The following is a 501-nucleotide window of genomic DNA, read 5'->3' on the forward strand; positions in this document are numbered from 1 at the left end:
CGCCGGCTCCGGCACCGCTGAAGACACTTCCAGGCAACGCCTACAAATTTAGGGAGATCGTCCAGGAGGTTCAGTTTGCCTTGCTCGCGTTCGGTTATTACAGCGGCGATATAGACGGCGAGATGAATCCTGAGCTGAGAGCCGGGCTACTGCGCATGCAGGCTGACTACTCTCTGAAGGTAACCGGGACGATCACTCCCGAGACGCTAACGGCGCTGAGGATTGAAGCCAGATAGGGGCTCCTATCGCGTAGGGGCAAAGCACGACTGTGCAGGAGCGTTGCTTGGTGCCTCGGCCGCCCGGCCGAAGCATCGCCCATTCGGCCTTGCCGTATGCTACCCCGACTTGAGTCGAGTAGGAGTAGAGGGTATCGGACACTCAAAAGTGGCCGATCTTGTCGCTAACAGACTGCAGTAAAAGCAAATCTGACGCTTCCCCTAATTTCGCAAATGTCAGCTTTTTGGCGCAACTATCTGGACGGCCGACAAATAGGATGAGCGA

Annotated in this window: 1 protein-coding gene; it reads left to right on the top strand. The window is 56.5% G+C overall.

Annotation, left to right across the window (positions count from 1 at the left end):
• Window positions 1-236: peptidoglycan-binding protein (locus ACWTU8_RS32285; RefSeq protein WP_455851308.1), on the top strand; the 236-nt coding region annotated here is incomplete at its 5' end.
• Window positions 237-501: the final 265 nt, after the last annotated feature.

This window comes from Mesorhizobium sp. BHbdii (assembly GCF_053848045.1).